The organism is Bacteroides nordii (assembly GCF_019930665.1).
GTDB lineage: Bacteria > Bacteroidota > Bacteroidia > Bacteroidales > Bacteroidaceae > Bacteroides > Bacteroides nordii.
Genome location: NZ_CP082886.1, coordinates 4,905,795 through 4,924,907, shown reverse-complemented (window position 1 = coordinate 4,924,907; position 19,113 = coordinate 4,905,795). Strand labels below are relative to the sequence as shown.

Genomic DNA, 19,113 nt, shown 5'->3' with positions numbered 1-19,113 from the left:
CGAGTCGATAAGTTTATGAGTTGATGAGTTTGTGAGTTGGTCGGTTCTCAGTAGTTATCATAAATTGAAACTAAAGAACTAAAAAACTGAAAAACTAAAGAACTAAAATGCCATGAAGAGAAATCTAAAATGGATAATAGCATTAGCCGGAGCAATAATCATCGTATTATTGCTCCGCAGCTTTGTTTTTACCTCATGCCTTATCCCTTCGGCAGGTATGGAAAATTCTCTCTTCCGCGGTGAACGTATATTAGTAAACAAATGGAGTTATGGACTTCGCCTGCCACTGATGTCTCTTTTTTCTTATCACAGATGGAGAGAACGAAAAGTGGAAAAAGAGGATATTGTTGTATTCAATAATCCTGCGAGTACAACACAGCCCGTTATAGACAGGCGGGAGGTATTTATAAGCCGTTGTGCAGGTGTACCAGGAGATACCTTATTGATTGATTCACTATTTACGATAGTATCCTCCCAAAGCGTAGCAGGACCTGACCGTAAAAGGTTGTATACCTACCCGAAAACCAGAGAAGAACAACTTGATTCGCTCCTGAGTATTTTATCCATAACTCCCAATGAACTGATGGGACAGGATTCCGTCAATAACGTACGAAGTTTCAGCCGTTACGAATATTACCTACTGGAACAGGCCATGAACGGATCAAACTGGATACAGCCACTTGAGTCAGACCGAGAAAAACAAGTAGTTAACCCGCTGATAATCCCCCGGAAAGGGATGGCCGTCCGGGTATACCCCTGGAACAGGACACTACTCCGTAACACACTTGTATTGCATGAGGGTAAACATGCAGAAATCAAACATGATACATTGTATGTAGACGGACACCCTGTACAACACTGTTATTTCAGTAAGGATTATTATTGGATGGTATCCAATAATTCTGTTAATTTATCCGATTCACGCCTTTTCGGACTTGTACCACAAGATCATATTATCGGAAAAGCCTCTCTTATCTGGTTCTCCAAAGAGAGCAATACAAATCTGTTTGAAGGTTACAGGTGGAATCGCTTCTTTCAACCTGTACGATGAGAATAAATGATGAATATTTAATGATGAATTACAAATGAAAACTGTTTTTCTCTCTTCAGCCTATCTGGCTCCCGTAGAATACTATAGTAAATTGGTTACCTATGATAAAGTTTTTATCGAGCAGCATGACCACTATATGAAGCAGACCTATCGTAATCGTTGTACTATTGCCGGTCCGGATGGTGATATTGCACTTTCTATCCCTACTGTAAAACCGGAAAATCCGAAATGCCCCATGAAGGATATCCGTATTTCCGATCATGGGAACTGGCGCCATATGCATTGGAATGCTATTGAATCGGCCTACAATAGTACTCCGTTTTTTGAATACTATAAAGATGATTTTCATCCGTTCTATGAGAAGAAATACGAGTTTTTAATCGATTTCAACGAAGAACTCTGCCACCTGATTTGTCAACTTACAGATATTGAAGTAGCCCTAAAACGAACTACAGAATATAAAATGGATTTTGCTCCGGATGAGTATGATTTCAGAGAAGCCATCCATCCCAAAAAAGATTTCCGGGAGACGGACCCGGAATTTATTCCCCACCCTTATTACCAGGTATTCGAAGCCCGGAATGGTTTTCGTCCGAATTTAAGTATGATAGACTTACTATTCAATATGGGGCCGGAAAGCTTATTAGTCCTACAACCACAAACAAGAAAATAGAGCAATAACCTTTTTTAAGATATTTCTAAACAAGAAAGCATCTTCAAACAATCTGTTTCTACTTCTTTTCGAGATAAAAAAGAAGTAGAAACAGACAGGCAAATTTATACTCAATCAACACATAGAAAAAGTATACTAAAAAAAAGCTTCTCCTTCCTTTTCCTAAACCATTATTTCGTGTTTTTATCACGAAGATACACCGGTACAAGCTTTTGAGATAAAATTTAAAAGTGCACCGGTACACTAAAAATAAAATTCCATCCGAATGATACCAGGCTTTGAAAAGTTTAGTAAATTCAAAACAAAAACACTATGAAAGCAAGAGTTACCTCATTTATTGTCGTTTTATTGTTCACAACCGGCAGTATGCATGCACAATCTATTTGGGATGCAGAGCATCTCAAAACCGTCAAACAATCTATACAGGAGCAACCTTATTCAGACATCTTTCAGGAGCTAAAATCAAGAGCTGATAAATTACTCAATGCAGTTCCTTATTCCGTCATGGATAAAGAAAAAACACCTGCCAGTGGAGATAAACACGACTACATGAGCCAGGCGCGTTATTACTGGCCCGATCCGACAAAGCCCGACGGCTTACCATACATCAGCCGCGACGGAGAATCAAATCCTGAACTGAACAAACTGGATCGTAACCGCCTGGGAAGTACTGCCAGCCGAATAACAACACTCAGTTTGGCATGGTATTTCAGCAACGACGAACGTTATGCACAAAAAGCAACGGAACTGATCCGTGTATGGTTCTTTAATAAAGATACCCGAATGAACCCTAATCTGGAATATGCCCAAATGATTCCGGGACGCCACAACAACAAAGGGCGCAGTTTTGGAGTGATTGACACTTATTCCTTTATAGAAATGCTCGATGCAGTGCAATTGTTGGAACAATCGCAAGCATTCACCAGTAACGACTCCAAACAACTCAAAGCCTGGTTTGGGGAACTGTTAAACTGGATATTGACCAGCGAACAAGGAAAAGAAGAGCATAATGCCAAAAACAATCACAGTATAGCCTATGATGCACAAGTAATCGCTTTCGCTATGTATGCCGGAGATCAGGCCACTGCAGAACGATTCGTTAAAGAATTCCCCGAAAAACGTGTTTATAAGCAAGTTGAACCGGATGGGAAACAACCTCAGGAACTTCGCCGCACACTCGCTTTTGGTTATTCAGAATACAACTTGCAACACATGCTTGACATCTTTGTAATGGGAAAGAAAATGGGACTTTCCCTCGACAACAATACTTCTGCCGACGGACGTAACTTCTACAAGGCAGCTGATTTTCTTGCATCCTATCTGGGTAAAGATGTATCAGCATGGCCTTATCAGCAAATCAGCGACTGGAATATGAAACAACAAGAGCTTTGCAAAGACTTGTATCGTATCTATCTGATGAATCCGGCACGTACGGATTACCTTAACCTATACAAAGCCAACAATAAAATAGATATCAAAAGTGAATTCATTCTACTCTATGTACGTCCCGAAGACATAAGTAACAAATAATATCTTATTCACAAAACACATCAGCAAAAGCTCATCTGGTAGAAAGCATCGGCCAGATGGGCTTTTTCATTATCTGATCTATATATCCCCCCTATTCTATTCAATAAATCATTTTATCCACCTTTCTCTAAAGAAATCCCAATTTTTCCACTTTATAGGAAAATATATACCCGTCTATTTCCCCTACATGAAATACTTTTGTGATAAGTTTTATGATGTGATATTTTAAAAACCAATCAATTATGAAAAACTATTGGAGACTTTTCCTCTCTTTACTCTTTTTGTGCAGCGCTTTATCCCTGCAGGCTGCCGTAAAATCGTTCACAGAATCTTTTGTCCTTTACACCAATTCAGAGGGGTTAACCGCCGCTTACAATGAAGGTTGGTGCCTCGATGGAAAAGGATCAGGAACTTTCGCTTATTATTCATCCCGTTCGGCTACATTTCCCGATGCACTTACTGATGGCACCGTCACTATGGAATCGGACTGGCTGGATGTTAAAGGAGCCAATAACAATAAAGGAGCTGTATTTACCGTCACTGGTATCTCCGGACTGAAATTAGCCTTTCAAAGTGGTAGCGCCGCAACCCGCTATGTGCGTGCCGTTATTTCCGGCAATTCAGGAACAAATATCACTCTGTTAGGAGGAAGCGATGCCAATGAGGCAGGTGTGCTTGAGACCTCTGATTTGATCCCTGCCGAACGGTATACCATCACTGTCACCTCCTGGGCAGAGGAAACTTGCACAAGTGGAGCCGACAGTCGCTTGTATTACGTAGCTTTCATTGCAAATTCTCAGAATCTTCCTAATGCCGCCTACGTCTACGATTCTCAATATTCCAATTACTCCATTACCAAAGATCCGGTCTATCTGACATTGGTAAAATCGTTTACAGTAACAACGATTGATGCAAACAACTATAACTCCATCCCGGGCACTTATTATAAAGAGCGCTTAAAAGAGTACGATCTGGTAGTTGCTTCTGAGTCTGTTGCCAGTACAAATAAATTTGGTATAGCCCTATCAAATCTGGTAGGAAAAGTTCCAATGTTAAATTTAAAAGCATTTTATTATGGAAGTGCGTCCTGGAACTGGGCCAGTGCAATAAATCCCACAGCCGGTTCTACAGGATGGAATCAAATCATAGTATCCGATGCATTTAAAACACACTCTCTATTTAAAGGCATCAATTTTGACGGTACCATCACTCTCTTTGACGGTACTGCGAAAACAAGTAATAATGTACAGAGCTATACCTCTCCTAAAGAGATTATCGCTTCGGATGAAGTACTTGCTACCAATGCCTCAAACGGATATAATGCCATACATGAGCATAAACAGAGTAACGGAAAAAATGGCTATATACTCATTCCTCTCTCTTATGCCGCAATTGAAACATTAACCCCTGATGCGAAAACGCTGATCACAAATGCAGCTTCTTATCTGGCTGCAACAAAAAGTGAATATACCGTGCCCGCACAAGTGGAAAATCCCGTTATCAGTTATGACACCGATAATAATGTAACAATCAGCTGTCCCACCCATGGAGCTACCATTTATTACAGTAAAGACGGCTCCGCCCTATCCTCTTCAGCCTCTGTATATACAGAAGGATTCTCTTTGAGTACAACCACCACACTTAAGGCAATCGCCGTAAAAGAGGGAATGCTTCCGTCGGAAGAAGTTTCCGAATACATTGTGATTGCCAGAGAATGTGGGCCGCAAGTACTCGATCCGGAGCGTCTGAACCGGGGAGCCATTGCAACCTACACCAACGATGGAATGCTGGTAAACTGGCGTTGGCTTGCCACAGATCCCGATGATATTGCTTTTAATATATATCGTGACGGTACAAAACTAAATACTCTGCCACTCTCATCACGTACCAATTATCTGGATGCTGAAGGATCAGTTAATTCAAACTATACAGTCGAAGCATTGAGTGCCGGTAAAGTAGTTGAAACCGCTGCAGCATTAGTTTTGGAAAAAGGATACCTGAACATTCCTCTCGACCGCCCTCAAGGAGGCACAGTTCAGGGCAGTAGTTATACCTACACCCCAGGAGACGCAAGTGTAGGTGATGTAGACGGAGACGGTGAATATGAAATTATCCTGAAATGGGACCCCACTAATCAATGCGACAATGGCCAGAATGGTAGCCAGAACTACACCGGCAATGTTTATCTTGATTGTTATAAACTGAATGGAACCAAATTATGGAGAATAGATCTGGGAGTTAATATCCGTGCCGGTGCTCACTATACTCAATTTATGGTCTATGATCTGGACGGTGACGGCAAAGCCGAAGTAGCTTGTAAGACAGCCCCGGGAACCATTGATGGACAAGGAAACCATGTAATAATGGGTAGTGACGATCCTACTGCCGATTATCGTGGGACCTATGGTGGTAAGAAAGGGGTCATAAAAACAGGGCCGGAGTATCTGACTGTTTTTGAAGGAAGCACCGGTAAAGAACTCTCTACCGTAGCTTATGAACCAAGTCGCAATATCATCTCAGACTCAGCATGGGGTGACAGTTACGGAAACCGAAGCGAACGCTATCTGGCATGTGTTGCCTATCTGGACGGAAAGAAACCCAGTCTTGTGATGTGCCGGGGATATTATACAGCCGCTTATCTCTGTGCCTGGGATTTTGATGGTAAAGAGTTGAAGAAAAAATGGATGCACGCATCCACCGTCAAAGGGCAAGATGCCTATGGTGAAGGTGCCCATAGCCTTGCCGTAGGAGATGTAGATGGTGACGGATGCGATGAGATAGTTTATGGCGCCTGCTGTATCGATCACGACGGTTCATTGCTCTATCGTACGGGATTGGGACACGGAGACGCTCTTCATTTAGGTGACTTCATCCCGGATCGTGATGGTCTGGAAGTATTTATGGTACACGAAGAAAAGTCGGCTGCTTATGGTTTTGAAATGCGTGATGCCCGGACCGGAGAAATACTTTCGGGACGTAAAATGGGGGCAGACATCGGCCGTGGTCTTTGTGCAGATATCGATTCGCTTTCACGTGGTGCCGAATATTGGTCTCTGGCTAAGTTCAATCTAAGTAGCGATGGCAGCTCTTACAACAATATAACCTTCAACTGCGATGGCGACTCTATTTCAGGGAAACGTCCCCCCGTCAATTTCCGCACATACTGGACAGGAAATCTATCTGAGGAAGTACAGGAAAAAGGAGTTATCTCTAAATGGGTAAATGCAACCTCCAGTTGTGCTACCGTGACCAACTTCGTATCGACTTATGGTTGCGGCGTAAACCTCATTAAAGATACCCCTTCGCTGCAAGCCGATATTTTCGGAGACTGGCGAGAAGAGTGTATCTATTATGATGAAGCCACCAAGAGTAATCTGATGATCTTCTCTACTCCGTTTACCTCTCCGTATCGGGTTCCGTGCCTGATGCACGATCATATTTACAGAATGTCTATCTGCTGGCAGAATGTGGCATATAATCAGCCTCCTCATTTGGGATATTATTTGCGTGACTATGTAAAAAAACAACAATCCAACCCCACCGGCATATCACAACCCTCTATAACGGAAGAGCAAAGTAATATTGAAATACCCTTCACTCTTATTTCCGAGGGCATTGTTATCCGTTATACAGACATGAATAATACATCCTGCAACATTCGTGTTTATTCTCAGGATGGTTTGTGTGTGTATCACACAACAAATAAGTTTCAAGGAAACGGAGAAATTAAGCTTGAAGGTCTGGAAGAACTGAAAAAAGGCGTTTACCTGCTCTCTGTAGTTGCTGACGGAGTAAGAACTGTTAGGAAGATTATACGATAAACATAGAATAAAAACGAAATAAAGCCCATCATTGAAATACTGTTTATCAATGATGGGCTTACAAATTTTGTAAACTTGATTTAGAGATAAAATAGCCCAGTAACCAACCGTTATCAGTAGTACAACTATAATACACTGATCTTTTTATTTCAATTCAAAAGGAACCACTCCTTTAATATCGGCGGCAGAGGCAGCTATTACAGCTTCAAACTTACCCGGTTCGGCCACCCATTCATGTTTGGTGTCATCGAAGAAACTCAGGGCATCTTTAGCTATCGTAAATGATACGGTCTTTTCCTCACCCGGAGCAAGCTTTACTTTATCAAAACCTTTCAACTCTTTAACAGGACGGGGCAAAGATGATTTTTTATCACTGATATAGAGCTGGACTACTTCCTGACCTTCACGGGTGCCAGTGTTCTTTACAGATACCGTAAAAGTAATTGTATCATCGGCAGACATCGTTTTCTTATCGGCAACCGGTTTACCATATTCAAATGTAGTATAACTCAACCCATAACCAAACGGAAAGAGTGGCTTCACCTTCTTCTGTTTATCGGTCCAACGATACCCTACGAAAATACCTTCATTGTACTTTTCGTTGACAATGTTACCTACCTTTTCATTGCCGGGATACTCGCCCAGCTGATGTGCGGGCACGTCTTCCAACTTAGCAGGAAAGGTAAAAGGTAATTTACCGGACGGATTCACATCACCAGTCAATACAGCAGCAATAGCTGTCCCTGCCTCCGAACCTAAAAACCATGCCTGCAAAATAGCGGGGACTTCTTTCACCCAAGGCATTGCAACAGCATTGCCGGAGATATTGATTACAATCAGGTTCTTATTAACTTTGACGAGTTCTGTAATAACTTTATCCTGATCGTACGGTAAACCAAGTCCGGCACGGTCAGAGTCCTCACAATCCTGATGCGCACTTTTGTTTAATCCTCCAATGAATATTACATAATCCGCTTCACCTGCCACACGTACAGCCTCAGCAATAAGTTCCTCCGGAGTGCGGTCATCTTTCAGATTCTGCCCTGAAACGACGCCGTTGTACTCGCCACTTGCATCACCTACATAACCGCGCGCATAGACAACTTCTGCCTTATTACCAACGCGGTTGCGAATGCCATCCAGCGGAGATATTTCACGTTGCACTTTCAAAGAAGAAGAACCACCACCTACAGTCATCATCTTTACAGCATTCTCACCGATCACGGCAATTTTTTTTGTATTATCAAGATCGATAGGTAAGAGATCGTTGTTATTTTGTAACAATACAATACCCGCCTCACCTATCTTACGGGCAGCTTCATAGTGTTCCGGTGATCTCATTGTGCCATAAGGACGGTTACGATCCATTGTTGTACGGAAGGCTAGACGAAGAATACGGCGTACCTTATCATCCAACTCTTTTGTACCTACCTTACCCGACTTTATACGTTCGAGATAAGGTTGCGCCAGGTAATAATTGTCATAAGCATTACTCGTACCGTTAGACAAACCATTGGTCCAGCTACCAAACTCCATGTCGAGTCCGTTGGTTATAGCCTGGTCTGTGTCATGTACACCTCCCCAATCGGATACAACTACACCATCGAATCCCCATTCACCTTTTAATATGTCATTCAGCAGGTATTGATTATGGCAAACATGTTGATCTTTGTACAAATTATAAGAACCCATGATGGCCCATGTGTTACCTTCCTGAACAGCTGCCTTAAAAGCAGGCAGATAGATTTCGTACAGAGTACGGTCATCTACTATCACATTTGTAGTGTGGCGATTCACTTCCTGGTTATTCAACGCATAATGCTTCACACAGGCAGCCACTCCATTCTTTTGTACTCCCTGTATATAAGGAACAACCATACGCCCTGCCAGATAAGGATCTTCGCCCATATATTCAAAATTACGCCCATTCAACGGTGTACGATAGATATTCACACCCGGTCCCAACAAAACGGTTTTATTACGATAGCGGGCTTCTTCTCCGATACTTTTTCCGTAGAGCATAGACACTGTCGGATCCCAGGTAGCAGCCAGACAAGTTAAAGCCGGAAAAGCCACACAGGAATCATTGGTCCAGCCAGCCTGATCCCATTCATCCCACAACACTTCGGGACGTATACCGTGAGGTCCGTCTGTCATCCAAAACTCCGGAATACCCAAACGCGCCACACCCGGGGAACTGAATTTTGACTGTGCATGCGTCATGGACACCTTCTCCTCTACTGTCATTCGGGATAGAGCATCCTCTACTCTCTCTTCTATCGGCTTGCTATCGTCAAGATAAACCGGGGTCTGCGCAAAAACAGGCAGAGCAGTCAGGGACAAGCCCAATAACATTGATCTTACTTTCATGATACTATTTACTTATTATACAAAAAAATTAAAACGAGACGTTTCGTCGTATACCAGTTATTTAGCTATAAATATATTAGTTAAACGACAAACAAGTTCCTTTTTATTAAACAAATTCACTAACATTAAGAATTGCATATACCTGCCGTTCCTCAATTAAGTGATACGACAAGCGCAAAACGCAATAATCGTACCGGTCTCGTTCCTTAATCTATTGTGTCTCATTCTCCTCTATCATACATTATAATCAAACGAACGAAAGGTCGTAATTGAACGATGTACGACATGTGCATGTCGTGCTGTACGAGATGCACATGTCGGGATGTTCCACATGCACATCTCGTGCAGTACCAGATGTGCATGTCGTACATCGTTCTTCACCGGGATAAAAGAGATACCCCGGGAAGAAAAGCCGTAAGTGCTATAATATCATTTATAAATCAGCGTAGACAGATATTCCTCTGCAAACATCTCATTGGCTACTTCAAGAAGATTATCTGCCGTCAATGTCTCTATACGTTTACAGACTGTATCCAGATTCTCAAACTTATTGTAATGCAGGAAAGTTTTAGCCATACCCAAAGCATTGTTCTCAAAGTTATCCGAAGCTACACAGATTTGCCCTATCAACTGTTTTTTGGCAGCTTCAATTTGTGAGGAAGTCATCTTTACATCACGCATCCGCTTTAGTTCTTTATAAGTCAATCGCAGACAAGTATCCACATCCTCAAGGTCTGTACCAAAGTAGATGGAAAAAGCACCGGTATCCGTATAAGAAGTCAGATTGGATTCTACATTGTATACCAACCCACGGCGTTCACGTAAAGCAACATTCAGACGGCTATTCATACCGGGACCACCCAAAATATTATTCAGCAGATAGAGAGCGGTACGTTTATCATCATAAGCATTATACCCCCGGCTCCCTAACATCACATGAGCTTGGTGAGTGTCTTTCGGTATTACCAGGTGTTCCGGGACATATAATGGCGGTGGAGTACGCAAATTTTTCACCTCGCCAGCCGGTATATCCGCCATCAGCCTTTCCAACATATTAACTAACCTCTTAAAATCAATTTTTCCCTGAACAAAGAAAACCATATTAGAGGGTTGATACAGTCGTTGTGTAAATGCCAGAGCATCAGCTGTCCGGAATTGCCTCAGCAGCTCCGGGCGCCCCAAAATATTACGCCCCAATGGATGCCCACGGAATATCATATCTTCAAAGTCATCAAAGATCAATTCCGAAGGATTATCTTCATAAGATTGTATTTCGTCAATGATCACTTCTGTCTCTCTTTCTATCTCACGCTGCGGAAAAGTAGAACGGAATACAATATCGACCAGCAATTCTACTGCACGCGACAGGTCATCTGCCAGAAAAGCAGAGTAAACTACCATCTCTTCTTTATTGGTATAGGCATTCAAATCACCTCCCACAGCCTCCATACGGTTTAATATATGCCAGGCCTTCCGCTTTTGCGTGCCTTTAAAGATAAGATGTTCTACAAAATGAGCCATTCCCTGTTCATTTTCAGTCTCATCACGAGTACCGGCATTCACAGCAAAACCACAATAAGTCACATCGGAAACTACAGGTTTACAAATAATCCTCAAGCCATTTGACAGAGTATGCTCGACCTGCTCCGTTAGTAAATTCTTCATTATCAGTACTAAGTTTTATTGATGCTACAAAAATACAATAAAACTTATTGTCGTTTATAGAAAATTGCAGATATTTGTAGACTATAACAGTGACAACGTGTATGGAAAAGATAGGAATATTCTGTTCTGCATCAGAAAACATTGACAAAATGTATTCCGATGCTGCTGTCCGGGTAGGTAAATGGATAGGTGAAACAGGCAAAACTCTTATATATGGCGGTGCCAGTCTCGGACTTATGGAATGTATAGCACAGGCAGTAAAAACAAACGGTGGACACATTATTGGTGTAGTTCCCGCCAAACTTGAAGAGAACGGAAAAGTCAGCACGCTGCCGGATCGTATTATTCATACCCATAACCTCAGTGATCGTAAAGACATTATCGTAGAAGAATCAGATATATTACTGGCTCTTCCGGGAGGCGTAGGTACATTGGACGAGATATTCCACGTCATGGCAGCCGCATCCATCGGTTATCATCATAAGAAAGTGGTGTTTTACAATGTGAATGGTTTTTACGACACCTTATTAGCAGCACTCAAAGAGATAGAAAGTAAAGGGTTCGCCCGTCATCCGTTCTCTACATACTATGACATAGCCCACACACCGGAAGAATTAAAAGAAATAATGACCATATGATAGAATCCATTAAAGACCTTTTGCAGAAGGAAGCACAAGCTGTGCTGAATATCCCCGTAACAGACGCTTATGAAAAGGCTGTAGACCTTATCATAGAACAAATTTGTATCAAAAAGGGTAAGCTTGTAACCAGTGGCATGGGAAAAGCCGGGCAGATTGCCATGAACATTGCTACCACATTCTGTTCTACCGGTATTCCCTCTGTTTTTTTACATCCAAGTGAAGCACAGCATGGCGACCTGGGTATTTTGCAAGAGAATGATTTGCTATTACTCATTTCCAACTCAGGTAAAACACGTGAAATTGTGGAATTAACACAGCTGGCACACAACTTGAATCCCGGATTGAAATTTATTGTAATTACTGGTAATCCGGACAGTCCACTGGCCGATGAGTCAGATGTCTGCCTCAGTACAGGTAAACCGGCGGAAGTATGTACATTGGGAATGACCCCTACTACATCGACTACCGTAATGACTGTAATTGGAGACATTCTGGTGGTACAAACCATGAAAAAAACTCAATTTACGATTGAAGAATATTCCAAACGTCATCATGGCGGTTATCTGGGAGAAAAATCAAGAGAGTTATGCGTAAAGTAATCGGTATTGGCGAAACAATTCTCGATGTCATCTTTGAAGGAAATCGGCCCTCGGCTGCCGTACCGGGTGGCTCTGTCTTCAATGGTATCGTATCGCTAAGGCGTACGGGTATAAATGTATGCTTTATCAGTGAAACGGGAAATGATCATGTAGGTAACATCATTCTGCAATTCATGCAGGATAATGGGTTGCCAACAGAACATGTAAACGTTTTCCCCGACGGAAAATCGCCTGTATCCCTTGCCTTTCTGAACGAGCGTAACGATGCAGAATACATCTTCTACAAAGATTATCCCAAACAGCGCCTTGATGTATTATTTCCGGAAATACATGAAGACGATATCGTAGTTATCGGTTCTTACTATGCACTCAATCCTGTACTCCGCGAAAAAATAGTGGAGTTACTGGAAACAGCAAAAGAGAAAAAAGCGATTATATATTACGATCCCAACTTCCGTAGCTCACACAAAAACGAAGCTATGAAGCTCGCATCTACCATTATCGAAAATTTGGAGTACGCAGATATTGTACGTGGATCAATAGAAGACTTTTTCTATATGTACGGACTGAATGATACAGATAAAATATACAAAGATAAGATCCAGTTCTACTGCCCTAATTTTATTTGTACGGCAGGAGCAGAACAAATCGCACTGCGCACCAAAAACTTTCGGAAAGACTATCCGATAGAACCGCTGAATGCAGTAAGCACTATCGGAGCTGGGGACAACTTCAACGCCGGACTTATTTATGGTATGCTGAAGTATGATGTACGCTATCGCGACCTGAATGGCCTGAATGAAGAAATATGGGATAAAATCATCGGGTATGGCAAAGCTTTTGCTGCAGAAGTTTGTAAGAGCTTCAACAATTCAGTCTCAAAGGAATTCGCTGAAAAACTCATTGAGAAATAAGTTCCGGATATTCTACGTTCCAGAACGAGTATAGGTATCTCCATGTGGATCTGTGTGAGTATTAAAAACTCTGTAGTTTGTCTAATAATAGCAAAGTAATAACAAAGTCTGCCAGTTATTCATATCTTTGCAATTAGAGTTTTAGACAATATACTATGTATAAGAACCTGATCAACTGGCTTGCTATTTTCCTTTTGTTCCCTTCATGTTCCAAAACGCCACCGAATATCTCGGTTGTTTGTGAGGAAAACAATGTAGGAAACTGTATCATTAAGTGGGAAACGGCCCCTCTTATTCAGGGGCAGGTGAAAGTATACGCGTCTACCAACCCGGAAATGATACCGGAAACACTCCCAATTGCCGCTGCCCCTATTTCCGATGGTAGAATGACCATTGTCACAGACGACCCTTCCAGACGGTATTATTATATGATGGTATTTAACAATAAATACCGTGTAAAAATAGCGACCCGAAATGTGAATATCCCCGGTATACAAAACTTCCGCGATCTGGGTGGATATAAATCCTCTGCCACAGGAAAAAACGTTCGTTGGGGGATGCTCTATCGCTCGGCACAGATTGACAGCCTCGGTTGTGCTGCACTCAGGGAACTAAGAAATATAGGAATAAAAACCATTATCGATTTTCGTACTCCCGAAGAACGTAATAACTATCCGCAGATTCAAAAAGGCTTCAATGTCGTTTACATTCCCATTGCAACAGGTAACATGGAAAAGGTGTTACAAGGCATACAAGAGGGAAAAATCAAGGGTGATACCATCAACCGTATCGTAGAGCAAATGAATCGTAAACTGGCAATAGATTATCGTAATGAGTATAAAAAGCTTTTCAGCATTTTGCAGGATCAAAGCAATTATCCCATTATCATTCACTGTACTTCCGGCAAGGGACGCACAGGTGTTTCCTCTGCCATCATTCTTGCCGCTCTGGGTGTAAACGAAGATATCATAATGCAGGATTATCGTCTGAGTAACGATTATTTTAATATACCCAAAGCCTCTAAATATGCCTACAAACTTCCGGTAAATTCGCAGGAAGCCATCACTACCGTTTATACGGCAAAAGAGGATTTTCTGAATGCTGCCAAAGAGGAAATAGAGCGGACGTATGGAGATGTGCCGACTTACCTTGAAAAGGGACTCGATCTCACCACTAAGGACATCGAGCAATTACAAAGTATTTTGCTGGAATAATACTAATGAGAGGTATATATCCTCTTCAATATACTTCTGGCAACGTGTGGACGATAATGCGAGTCTTCGTAATAATTATGGTAATCAACCGTAATTTCATTTGTTCCCGAAAAATCAAAAACGTTTTCCTTTCCAAATATTTCCCTGAGAATGCCCAGATCCTGAGGATTCAATTTTATCTGATCAAATAAAGGATTTATCACGATCTTATAATCAGTGTGATGTTTTTTAAAAATTTGCACCATTTCTTCCAGCATTTCCCGTTGCTTAATCACTATGACAGGTCGTGACACAGAATCAGGAAAACTTTTATCCTCAAACACCTTCATTTTCTTTTCATTATAAAAAGTACCATCAGCTATCTCTCGTTCAAACTCCACAGATTTAGCCTCGTTAGTATTCTTGTCATATCGGAATCGCTCATCTGAAAGTAAATAACTCTCTGCCATATACTTCTTCACTTCACCACTCAATTTAAAATCGGCTAAAGCATACAGAAATTTTGGACTAAAGAAAGCTTTAATAAATGAACAATGAAAACCAAAAATATTCGTATAATTCTCCAACTGAGGGGCAATACAATACAGATGTCCATCTTTACTTTTATCTTGTTCAAGAATTGACTTATCAAGTATTAGTAAAGCATTATGAATACTATTTCCACTTTTGTCTATATACATCACTTTTTTATACAATGCATACAATGACTCCAAAGACGCATCAAAATGAAAGCAACTACTACTATCCGGCAGATACTCTCTCCAATCGGCTATCTCGTAGTACATACTTCTTGAATTCCCGAAAACAAAAGAATCATAATGAAGAGCAACATGCCGTTTTTCAAAGGTAGTTGTACTTATATACCCGGCATTTAAACCGACACCGGGCTTTTCATCTTCAGCATAGAATGCATCGTAATCATAGATAACTTTAAAAACATCCAAGGCAAAATATAGCACTAACAATAGTACAAACGGAATTGCCATCAGCAACGTCTTATATATAAACTTTCTAATACCGCTCCTTGTCATACCAATATCTCTTAAAACTGAAAATAGATAAACTGAGTGCTTTGACCTGCCTGCCAAAACAATACTGAAATGATCGCATAGTAAATAGCATATCTGAGCAAAGGAGACTTTATCTGCCCATCCAATTGCAAAGCGTGTTGCTTATCTCTCTGAATCCATTCTACAAGTATCAACACCGCAATAAACATACATGCCATCTTTCCTTGTTGAGGGATTCCAAAATGCCCATTAGTTATCATACGAACAATATACTGCCAGGCATCGTATATTGTCCTGGAACGGAAAATAATCCAGCCCAACACAACCAAAATGAATGTACATATCATCTGGATTGTCTCTCGTAACGTAGGAAGTTTCTTACCCTTAGCTACAACATCCGTAAATCTACGATTCCTGCCCAGCAGCAATAAAGGTAAGAATAGTAAAGCATGAAAGGCCCCCCAACAGATAAAAGTCCAGTTAGCTCCATGCCACAGGCCACTAACCAGAAAAATAACCACTGTATTACGGAAGCTTTGCCATTTTCCTCCCCGACTTCCTCCCAAGGGAATATAAATATAATCACGAAACCACGTAGTCAGAGAAATATGCCAACGTCGCCAAAACTCCGCAATATCCCGTGAGAAATAAGGAAAATTAAAGTTCCTCATTAGATTAATACCAAACAGACGAGCCGTACCTATTGCGATATCAGAATAACCGGAGAAATCTCCATAAATCTGAAAAGTAAAAAGTACTGCTCCATAAAAAAGAGTCAAACCATCATGTTGATAATAATTTTCAAAAATCTGATTGACAGCAACCGCACAATTATCAGCAATCACCAACTTCTTAAATAGTCCCCATAATATTTGTCGCATCCCATCCGTAGCTTTAGCATAATCAAAACTACGCGATCTCAGGAACTGAGGCAGAAGATGAGTAGCCCTTTCGATAGGACCTGCCACCAACTGAGGAAAGAAGCTAATGAAAGCAAAGAAAGCAACAATATCATGTGTTGGTTTCATTTTATGCTGATATACATCAATCGTATAACTTAATGCCTGAAAAGTATAAAAACTGATACCCACCGGCAAAAGAATATCTAGTGTTACCCAATCCAGTTGTAATCCAAAAGTAAGAAATAGTTGTGTAAGATTCTCTGCGAAGAAATTGTAATACTTAAATATTGCAAGAATTAGCAGATTCAACAATATATTAGCGACACTTATCCATTTCTGTAAGTTGCGGTCTCCTTCTTTTTTTTCAAGCAAAATGCCACTTCCAAAACTACAAAAGGTTGTAAATGCGATAAGAATCAGAAAACGCGCATCCCACCATCCATAAAACAAATAACTGACTGCAACAATAAACAGGTTTTGCCACTTTAACGATTTAAATACAAACCAATAAAGTAGAAAAACAACCGGCAGGAAAATTAAAAATTCAAAAGAGTTAAATAACATTTCTCTCAGATTACGCTGTAATGCACTAATAACGGTAATATACCTTTATAAGTATGCAAAATTAAATAAAAAACAAACAATGCTATAGTCAAAAGAATTAGTTTCCACTAATTTTACGTATATTTGCGCCCGAATATAAAGATATACAGAGATTTAATGAAGACATTTGAAGAGCTTGGCGTTTCTCCGGAGATACGTAGAGCAGTCGAAGAAATGGGATACGAGAATCCCATGCCGGTACAAGAGGAAGTGATTCCGTACCTTTTAGGAGAAAATAATGATGTAGTAGCTCTTGCTCAAACAGGAACTGGGAAGACAGCCGCATTTGGTCTGCCGCTGATACAACAGATTAATGTAAAAAACCGTGTTCCTCAATCGCTTATCCTTTGCCCTACACGGGAGCTTTGCTTGCAGATAGCAGGTGATTTAAATGATTATTCCAAATACATCGACGGATTAAAAGTACTGCCCGTATATGGTGGATCATCTATAGATAGCCAGATACGTAGTCTGAAACGTGGTGTACACATCATAGTAGCTACTCCAGGTCGTTTGCTCGATCTGATGGAACGCAAAACCGTTTCCCTCTCTACTATCAGCAATGTTGTAATGGACGAAGCTGATGAGATGCTGAATATGGGATTCACAGACAGTATTAACGCTATTCTGGCAGACGTTCCGCAAGAACGTAATACGTTGCTTTTCTCAGCTACTATGAGTCCGGAAATAGCACGTATTTCTAAGAACTATTTGCGCGACGCCAAAGAAATCACCATTGGACGTAAAAACGAAAGTACAAATAGCGTGAAGCATATTGCATATATGGTTCAGGCGAAAGATAAATATGCCGTACTCAAACGTGTAGCAGATTACTGTCCGCAGATATATGGTATCGTTTTCTGCCGTACCCGTAAAGAGACGCAGGAAATTGCCGACAAGTTAATGCAGGAAGGCTATAACGCCGATTCATTGCATGGAGAACTCTCTCAGGCACAGCGTGACGCCGTTATGCAGAAATTCCGTTTACGCAATATACAAATATTAGTCGCTACAGACGTAGCTGCACGCGGACTGGATGTAAACGACTTAACCCACGTCATCAATTACGGCCTGCCGGATGATACGGAAAGCTATACGCACCGCAGCGGACGTACCGGACGTGCGGGAAAAACAGGTATCTCTATCGCTATTGTTAACATGCGCGAGAAAGGGAAAATGCGTGAGATAGAGCGTATCATTGGCAAAAAGTTCATTATGGAGCAAGTCCCCACAGGCAAGCAGATCTGTGAGAAACAGCTCATCAAGGTAATTGACGATATTGAAAAAGTAAAGGTTAATGAGGAAGAGATAGCGGACTTCATGCCCGAAATCTACCGTAAGCTGGAATGGTTGAGTAAAGAAGACGTTATCAAACGCATGGTATCTATGGAATTCAACCGTTTCCTTGAATACTATCGTGACCGCGAAGAAATACAAACTGCAACCGATAGCCGTGGCGAACGTGGCACGCGCACCGAAGGACGCGGAAGCCGTGATAATGGCGGTAGCCGTACAGCAGCACCGGGATTCACCCGTTTATTCATCAATCTGGGTAAAATGGACAACTTTTTCCCGAACGAACTTATCAACCTGCTGAATAGCAATACTCGCGGACGCATCGAACTGGGACGTATTGATCTGATGAAGAACTTCTCATTCTTTGAGGTAGATGAAAAAGAGGCACAAAGTGTTATAAAAGCGCTGAATCGCACAAACTGGAATGGACGTAGGGTTTCAGTCGAAATAGCCGGAGAAGAAGGCGGAGAAGGGCGCAAAAACAGTGGCAGATACAAAGATAACGGCAGAGATGCAAAGTCATCTGCATCAACAAAACCACGCAAAGACAAACCGGCCAGAGCAACTTCAGCTTCTACTGACAGCAAAAAACAAAAGCCAAGCCGTGAGGAACGTGGATACAGTAATGCACGTGGTAAAAAAGACGACTGGCAGCAGTTCTTTAAAGATGAAAAATCGGATTTTAGTGAAGAAGGATGGGCACGTAGAAAAAAGAAAAAATAATCTTATAGAATCGTTACTATAAAAAAACTTGTATTATACACACAATTCACCCGAATGTAGAAATAATCTATATCCGGGTGATTTGTTTTATATAGCCGAAT

Annotated in this window: 13 protein-coding genes; 9 read left to right on the top strand and 4 right to left on the bottom strand. The window is 41.3% G+C overall.

The window, feature by feature from the left end:
- Positions 1-112 precede the first annotated feature (112 nt).
- The 4 genes from lepB to K8P02_RS19095 all read left to right on the top strand — a co-directional run bounded on the left by lepB (position 113) and on the right by K8P02_RS19095 (position 7,075).
- Positions 113-1,051 (top strand): signal peptidase I, encoded by a 939-nt coding sequence (gene lepB / locus K8P02_RS19110; protein ID WP_002558627.1) that lies wholly within the window; start codon positions 113-115, stop codon positions 1,049-1,051.
- Between the two features lie 34 nt (positions 1,052-1,085).
- The gene (locus K8P02_RS19105) at positions 1,086-1,724 is read left to right on the top strand and encodes a WbqC family protein (RefSeq protein ID WP_007483279.1); all 639 of its coding nucleotides are present in this window, start codon (positions 1,086-1,088) and stop codon (positions 1,722-1,724) included.
- A gap of 312 nt (positions 1,725-2,036) precedes the next feature.
- On the top strand, positions 2,037-3,254 hold the full coding sequence (locus K8P02_RS19100; protein WP_025866551.1) for an alginate lyase family protein: 1,218 nt from the start codon (positions 2,037-2,039) through the stop codon (positions 3,252-3,254).
- A gap of 242 nt (positions 3,255-3,496) precedes the next feature.
- The gene (locus K8P02_RS19095; RefSeq protein ID WP_223381694.1) at positions 3,497-7,075 is read left to right on the top strand and encodes a rhamnogalacturonan lyase family protein; all 3,579 of its coding nucleotides are present in this window, start codon (positions 3,497-3,499) and stop codon (positions 7,073-7,075) included.
- A 144-nt stretch (positions 7,076-7,219) separates the two neighbouring features.
- On the opposite strand, the gene K8P02_RS19090 is transcribed toward K8P02_RS19095, so the two are convergent.
- Both K8P02_RS19090 and K8P02_RS19085 read right to left on the bottom strand, forming a co-directional pair.
- A complete protein-coding gene (locus tag K8P02_RS19090) occupies positions 7,220-9,445 on the bottom strand; it encodes a glycoside hydrolase family 3 C-terminal domain-containing protein (protein WP_025866550.1) in 2,226 nt (741 codons plus the stop codon).
- Between the two features lie 429 nt (positions 9,446-9,874).
- Positions 9,875-11,110 (bottom strand): M16 family metallopeptidase, encoded by a 1,236-nt coding sequence (locus K8P02_RS19085; RefSeq protein WP_223381692.1) that lies wholly within the window; start codon positions 11,108-11,110, stop codon positions 9,875-9,877.
- 101 nt (positions 11,111-11,211) lie between these two features.
- On the opposite strand from K8P02_RS19085, the gene K8P02_RS19080 reads away from it, so the two are divergent.
- From K8P02_RS19080 to K8P02_RS19065, 4 genes are all read left to right on the top strand, one after another.
- A complete protein-coding gene (locus K8P02_RS19080) occupies positions 11,212-11,748 on the top strand; it encodes an LOG family protein (protein ID WP_025866549.1) in 537 nt (178 codons plus the stop codon).
- Positions 11,745-12,350, top strand: coding sequence for an SIS domain-containing protein (locus K8P02_RS19075; RefSeq protein ID WP_002558620.1), 606 nt, complete (start codon positions 11,745-11,747; stop codon positions 12,348-12,350). Before K8P02_RS19080 ends, K8P02_RS19075 begins: the two co-directional genes overlap by 4 nt.
- Positions 12,338-13,264, top strand: a complete 927-nt coding sequence (locus K8P02_RS19070) for a carbohydrate kinase family protein (RefSeq protein ID WP_025866548.1) — start codon at positions 12,338-12,340, stop codon at positions 13,262-13,264. Before K8P02_RS19075 ends, K8P02_RS19070 begins: the two co-directional genes overlap by 13 nt.
- A gap of 155 nt (positions 13,265-13,419) precedes the next feature.
- Positions 13,420-14,478 (top strand): tyrosine-protein phosphatase, encoded by a 1,059-nt coding sequence (locus K8P02_RS19065; protein WP_002558618.1) that lies wholly within the window; start codon positions 13,420-13,422, stop codon positions 14,476-14,478.
- 2 nt (positions 14,479-14,480) lie between these two features.
- Here the strand turns inward: K8P02_RS19065 and K8P02_RS19060 are convergent, their stop codons facing one another.
- Both K8P02_RS19060 and K8P02_RS19055 read right to left on the bottom strand, forming a co-directional pair.
- Positions 14,481-15,464 carry a hypothetical protein gene (locus K8P02_RS19060; RefSeq protein WP_223381690.1) on the bottom strand — a complete coding sequence of 328 codons (984 nt, stop codon included), beginning with the start codon at positions 15,462-15,464 and terminating at the stop codon, positions 14,481-14,483.
- 56 nt (positions 15,465-15,520) lie between these two features.
- Entirely contained in the window at positions 15,521-16,954 is a 1,434-nt protein-coding gene (locus K8P02_RS19055; RefSeq protein ID WP_002558616.1) for an MBOAT family O-acyltransferase, read from the bottom strand.
- 156 nt (positions 16,955-17,110) lie between these two features.
- Here K8P02_RS19055 and K8P02_RS19050 point away from each other — a divergent pair, with 156 nt between their 5' ends.
- Positions 17,111-19,012, top strand: coding sequence for a DEAD/DEAH box helicase (locus tag K8P02_RS19050; RefSeq protein ID WP_044094812.1), 1,902 nt, complete (start codon positions 17,111-17,113; stop codon positions 19,010-19,012).
- The last annotated feature ends 101 nt before the right edge of the window (positions 19,013-19,113 follow it).

Bases quoted from the DNA above. Each gene is read 5' to 3' on its own strand.
- lepB (WP_002558627.1), top strand. From the start codon at position 113: ATGAAGAGAAATCTAAAATGGATAATAGCATTAGCCGGAGCAATAATC.
- K8P02_RS19105 (WP_007483279.1), top strand. From the start codon at position 1,086: ATGAAAACTGTTTTTCTCTCTTCAGCCTATCTGGCTCCCGTAGAATAC.
- K8P02_RS19100 (WP_025866551.1), top strand. From the start codon at position 2,037: ATGAAAGCAAGAGTTACCTCATTTATTGTCGTTTTATTGTTCACAACC.
- K8P02_RS19095 (WP_223381694.1), top strand. From the start codon at position 3,497: ATGAAAAACTATTGGAGACTTTTCCTCTCTTTACTCTTTTTGTGCAGC.
- K8P02_RS19090 (WP_025866550.1), bottom strand. From the start codon at position 9,445: ATGAAAGTAAGATCAATGTTATTGGGCTTGTCCCTGACTGCTCTGCCT.
- K8P02_RS19085 (WP_223381692.1), bottom strand. From the start codon at position 11,110: ATGAAGAATTTACTAACGGAGCAGGTCGAGCATACTCTGTCAAATGGC.
- K8P02_RS19080 (WP_025866549.1), top strand. From the start codon at position 11,212: ATGGAAAAGATAGGAATATTCTGTTCTGCATCAGAAAACATTGACAAA.
- K8P02_RS19075 (WP_002558620.1), top strand. From the start codon at position 11,745: ATGATAGAATCCATTAAAGACCTTTTGCAGAAGGAAGCACAAGCTGTG.
- K8P02_RS19070 (WP_025866548.1), top strand. From the start codon at position 12,338: ATGCGTAAAGTAATCGGTATTGGCGAAACAATTCTCGATGTCATCTTT.
- K8P02_RS19065 (WP_002558618.1), top strand. From the start codon at position 13,420: ATGTATAAGAACCTGATCAACTGGCTTGCTATTTTCCTTTTGTTCCCT.
- K8P02_RS19060 (WP_223381690.1), bottom strand. From the start codon at position 15,464: ATGGCAATTCCGTTTGTACTATTGTTAGTGCTATATTTTGCCTTGGAT.
- K8P02_RS19055 (WP_002558616.1), bottom strand. From the start codon at position 16,954: ATGTTATTTAACTCTTTTGAATTTTTAATTTTCCTGCCGGTTGTTTTT.
- K8P02_RS19050 (WP_044094812.1), top strand. From the start codon at position 17,111: ATGAAGACATTTGAAGAGCTTGGCGTTTCTCCGGAGATACGTAGAGCA.